Genomic DNA, 4,355 nt, shown 5'->3' on the forward strand with positions numbered 1-4,355 from the left:
TGCCGGCCTGTCACGCCGGAGGTCGCGGGTTCGAGTCCCGTCCGGTCCGCCATCTACAAAAACGATTATCTTTTAGGTAATCGTTTTTTTTTACTTGCAAATAGGCAAATTTCAGGCGAAAAAAAAGCTAGCAATGAACCAGCTTTTTTGGATCTGGATCGGGGGATGTTGTCAGAAGCGACGACCGCCTTCACGATTCCCGCCAAAGCCACGACGAGCGCCGCCATTGTTGTTGCGAGGGCGCTCGGTTGCGATGCTGACGCGGATGCTGCGACCCGCTACATCCTGCCCATCCAGGGCAAGAGCGGCTTCAGCAGCATCTTCAGAACTGAAGGTTACGAAAGCAAAGCCACGAGAACGACCGGTTTCACGATCGAGGATGATTTTCGCTTCCTCGATTTCGCCGAAGGCACCAAAAGCCTCTTCCAGATCTTGTTCTGTTGCGGCGAAGGCCAGGTTGCCAACGAACAGTTTGTTTGCCATTTTTTCTCTATCTCCGGGGACGCTGTAGCTGCTTGTCTGTCACCTTTCAAAGCTTCAAGCGTCGCTAGAGACACTGTCTTTTTGGGCGTCAGGTAAGAGTACAATGTTTAAGTGAGATCCCATTGTAGCACGTAGATCAGTGGAATGAAGGCTTGTTATATGTATTCTTTATTACTGATATTGTTTATATCACTGACTTATTACGTCATTTTTGCTTACTGAGTGTTAAAACCAGAAAAATAAACGGGATTATGTGTTTTTCAGATGTTATTCGTAACAATGTGCCTATAGAAAGAATAAATACCTGTCTTGTGCGCGATTACTCTATTGCGATTGATGTTCTTCGTCTTGATCAAATTGATGCGCTTATTAGTGGTAATAAGTGGTTCAAACTTAAATACTTTCTTATTGAAGCGCGTTCAAGAAAGATCAAAACACTTTTAAGCTTTGGTGGTGCCTGGTCTAATCATCTTCATGCCATGGCAGCGGCAGGTTATCGTTTGGGTTTTCAGACAATAGGCGTTATTCGAGGTGAGAAACCGGCTAGACCCTCTGCCATGTTAAAGGATGCAGAACGCTGGGGCATGAGACTGGTTTATGTCAGTCGTGCTGAATACCGAAAGCGGGATGAGACTCAATATCAGCAGATGCTGGTAAAACAGCTGTCACTCTCCCTGGATCAGGTGATGATTGTTCCGGAAGGAGGCTCGGGCGAACCGGGGGTCAGGGGTTGTGAAGATATTCTTGCTGCGGGGTGCATCCGGGCTTCGGAATATGATGAGATTTGGTTGGCCTGTGGTACCGGTGCGACCATGGCTGGCGTTGTTCGCAGTGCAGGCAATGATGCCCATGTACGGGGATTTTCGGTGCTCAAAGGGGCAAATTTTTTGAAAAATGATATTCAGCAGTATCTTCCCGCGCTTGCGACCTGTTGGAGCCTGGAGCTGGATCACCATTGTGGTGGCTATGGCAAAACAACTCCCGAGCTTATTCGGTTTATTCTGGAATTTGAGCGGGAAACCGGGATCCCTCTGGACCCGGTTTATACGGGTAAGCTATTTTTTGCGCTGAAGCAGATGGCCGAATCGGGAGGTCTATCCGGCATTGGCAGGCTGCTGCTCATTCATACCGGTGGTCTCCAGGGGCGTCGTGGTTTCAGCCAGTGGGCTACATGAATTTTTCAATCAGGGAGCCTGCAGTATTGGCTATACCTGAAGGAAGTGCCGATTTTAACAGTCCGGCGGCTTCGCTATTCGGGTTCGCTTTGAGATAATCAATCAGTACGGTCGAAAACTTCGAAATCATCTCGTCCTTCAGGCCCAGTTTTTTGAACTGCTGGCTCAGAGTATGGAAACCGCCCAGCAAATTGGCAGAGTTCAATATCGATGAAGAGTTTTTGGCAGGTATTACTTCCGGTGCTGCCTTTAATAACTCCGCTGTTTCCGGTAGTGCTCCCTGAATGGTATTAAAGTCGTCTTTTGATAATTGAGAGCTGGCCATCTGTAACAGGGCACCTGCACCCCCTTCGGCTTGAAACTTGCTGACATTTAGCTGGCTGGTCAGGGTATCAATCAATCCTGTGGCATGACTCGCCGGTGATTGAAGAACAAGAAGCGTGGCAAGCAAGCAAAATAGCCCAGTATAGAAACGGTTAATGAATAAGCTCAAGCGTTTCATAATGCAAATACCCTATTAGCAAGACAGTCCATTAATTATTTATCAATACCGATAAATAGTTGTTACGAATTGTTATATAAAAACGAATGCATAACAAGAGTCGTTTATATTTTAGCGGCCACTATCGCCTCGGCTTCCCAGTTATCGGGCACCACAAAAAAACGACTGTTTTCACACAGATTACCCTCTTTTTCATGACACCGAACCACCATCTGAGGACGGGCGATTTTGGATAATTGTGACTGCAAGCATTTGATCAGTTCATCTCCGGAGAGGTGAGTCGCTGGATCAGACACACCTCTGTAGGAAGATAGCCAGAGTGATTTTGGCAGAGGCAGGTAGCAGATTTCGCCTTCTTCGAGTTCCAGCCATGAAGATAACTGATTAATGGGCAGCCAGTGTCCCCTCAGGTGTTGAGCAGAACAGTCTTCAGGGGGTGGGCAGGCACCTGTAACCGGATAAAAAAGGTATCCCTGGAAAAGTATTTCAGTCTGTACCCCGGAGATATCCAGAGCATTGAGTGCACGTTGCCCGGCATGAGTCTGCGAAAGCGTGATCTGATGTTGCAGCATGTGGTTGAGCTTCTTGTCCATGCGGTCGTGCAGGCCTGGCCCAATCCAGTGATGCCAGGGGCTGGCCGGGTGATTGCCGGAAGGAAGACCCAGATAGTATTTGATGGCGAGTTCCCGATGAATAAAAACCTCTCGCTTAAGGGACTTAAGAATCAGGTCGAACTCGCCCAGTGTCTGGTGATTATTCTGAACCTGAAGATTGCAGGCCATCAGCTGATAGTCTTCTGAATGTCTGAGGATGTATTGCCAGAGTGATTCATAATAGATACCCAGCAGATGACTCCGTCGCTGATGCAGAATCTCCACTAGCTCTGAATAGCCAGAGCCTGTAATCTGGTCGTTGTGCACCGGGTGGGTTGCCGGGCAGATAAACCTCGCATCATAATCAGGGTTGATGATGGAGGGGCTGCTCAGTAACCATTGGATATCCCGGGCTATCTGCTGATGAGAGAGACGATTCATTTTTAGCAGTTCATGGTATCGGGCCGATGGCTGTAAATAACAAAATGATGGCTGATCGTTGCGGGCTCCGGGAAGCCTGCAGGTGACAAATAAGAGTAACAGATTCAAATCGGTGTGTTTATATATTCACCAGGCAGATTACAGTCATCGCTCAATTAAGGCTGAGCTGTCATCCGGGCAGGATAAATTCACCAACGATAAGTGATTTAGACCGATGGAAGAATTCAAGCAGGTTGGGGTTACCGGGCGTCAGGGTAAGGCTCATATTGATGGCCCCCTGAAACGTTTGACCGATTTTCTGCATTCGCAGGGTGTAACAGTGTCTCTGGATGAGCAATTATCGGATCTTTTGCCGGGGCATGGTTTCCACATCTGTGACCGGGCCAGCATGGGCAAAATTTGCGATCTGGTCGTGGTCATCGGGGGTGACGGCAGTTTGCTGGGGGCTGGCAGAGAACTCTCTGTCCATGATGTGCCGGTAGTGGGTGTCAACCTTGGTCGTCTGGGCTTTCTGACCGATGTTTCGCCGGATGAGCTGGAAGCCTGTATTGGCGAAATACTTAATGGTCATTACCGAATGGAGAACCGGTTTCTGCTGGAAGCCAAGGTTGAGCGTCAAGGTAAAACCATTGGCTGTGGTGATGCTCTCAATGATGTGGTGCTGCATCCGGGGGTGTCCACCAAGATCATAGAGTTTGAGCTGTTTATTGAAGACCAGTTTGTCTATAGGCAGCGTTCTGATGGTCTGATTATGGCAACGCCGACGGGCTCAACCGCCTACGCTCTGTCGGGGGGCGGTCCCATCATGCATCCAAAACTGGATGCTATCGTGCTGGTTCCCATGTATCCGCATATGCTGACTAACCGACCTCTGGTTGTGGATGGTAACAGTCAGTTGCAGCTTGTCATTCACGAAGGCAACGAAATACATCCCCGCATCAGCTTTGACGGGCAGGTGGATATTGAGCTGGTACCTGACGACGTCATCCTGATCCGTAAAAAACACCAAAGACTGAGACTACTGCATCCACTGAATCACAATTTTTACGAAGCCTGTCGATCCAAATTAAGATGGTATCCCAACGAGGATGCAGAGTGACATTATTGTCTAGCAGCCTGTCGGACTTAAGGCTGTCCTACTGCGGTTGCAATAAATTGGTC

General features: G+C 48.5%; 5 protein-coding genes. 2 read left to right on the forward strand and 3 right to left on the reverse strand.

What is annotated here, in order from left to right; genetic code table 11:
• Positions 1–171 precede the first annotated feature (171 nt).
• Positions 172–483: an RNA-binding protein gene (locus tag KDK19_RS03375; protein WP_257274374.1), complete on the reverse strand. Its 312-nt coding sequence runs from the start codon at positions 481–483 to the stop codon at positions 172–174.
• Positions 484–635: 152 nt separating this feature from the next.
• Between KDK19_RS03375 and KDK19_RS03380 the strand changes: the two genes are divergently transcribed.
• Positions 636–1,658 carry a 1-aminocyclopropane-1-carboxylate deaminase/D-cysteine desulfhydrase gene (locus KDK19_RS03380; protein ID WP_257291334.1) on the forward strand — a complete coding sequence of 341 codons (1,023 nt, stop codon included), beginning with the start codon at positions 636–638 and terminating at the stop codon, positions 1,656–1,658.
• On the opposite strand, the gene KDK19_RS03385 is transcribed toward KDK19_RS03380, so the two are convergent.
• Together KDK19_RS03385 and KDK19_RS03390 are read right to left on the reverse strand one after the other, a co-directional pair.
• On the reverse strand, positions 1,651–2,160 hold the full coding sequence (locus KDK19_RS03385; protein ID WP_257282181.1) for a DUF2780 domain-containing protein: 510 nt from the start codon (positions 2,158–2,160) through the stop codon (positions 1,651–1,653). The two genes, KDK19_RS03380 and KDK19_RS03385, sit on opposite strands and share 8 nt — an antisense overlap.
• A 104-nt stretch (positions 2,161–2,264) precedes the next feature.
• Positions 2,265–3,194, reverse strand: coding sequence for a DUF1853 family protein (locus KDK19_RS03390; protein ID WP_257282182.1), 930 nt, complete (start codon positions 3,192–3,194; stop codon positions 2,265–2,267).
• A gap of 214 nt (positions 3,195–3,408) precedes the next feature.
• On the opposite strand from KDK19_RS03390, the gene KDK19_RS03395 reads away from it, so the two are divergent.
• Positions 3,409–4,293 carry an NAD(+) kinase gene (locus tag KDK19_RS03395; protein ID WP_257274378.1) on the forward strand — a complete coding sequence of 295 codons (885 nt, stop codon included), beginning with the start codon at positions 3,409–3,411 and terminating at the stop codon, positions 4,291–4,293.
• Positions 4,294–4,355 lie beyond the last annotated feature (62 nt).

It is taken from the genome of Endozoicomonas sp. ONNA1, assembly GCF_024606325.1.
Classification (GTDB): Bacteria; Pseudomonadota; Gammaproteobacteria; order Pseudomonadales; family Endozoicomonadaceae; genus Endozoicomonas_A.

What these genes read in the sequence shown, in the direction of transcription:
- KDK19_RS03375 (WP_257274374.1), bottom strand. Translation starts at nt 483, where the DNA reads ATGGCAAACAAACTGTTCGTTGGCAACCTGGCCTTCGCCGCAACAGAA.
- KDK19_RS03385 (WP_257282181.1), bottom strand. Translation starts at nt 2,160, where the DNA reads ATGAAACGCTTGAGCTTATTCATTAACCGTTTCTATACTGGGCTATTT.
- KDK19_RS03390 (WP_257282182.1), bottom strand. Translation starts at nt 3,194, where the DNA reads ATGAATCGTCTCTCTCATCAGCAGATAGCCCGGGATATCCAATGGTTA.
- KDK19_RS03395 (WP_257274378.1), top strand. Translation starts at nt 3,409, where the DNA reads ATGGAAGAATTCAAGCAGGTTGGGGTTACCGGGCGTCAGGGTAAGGCT.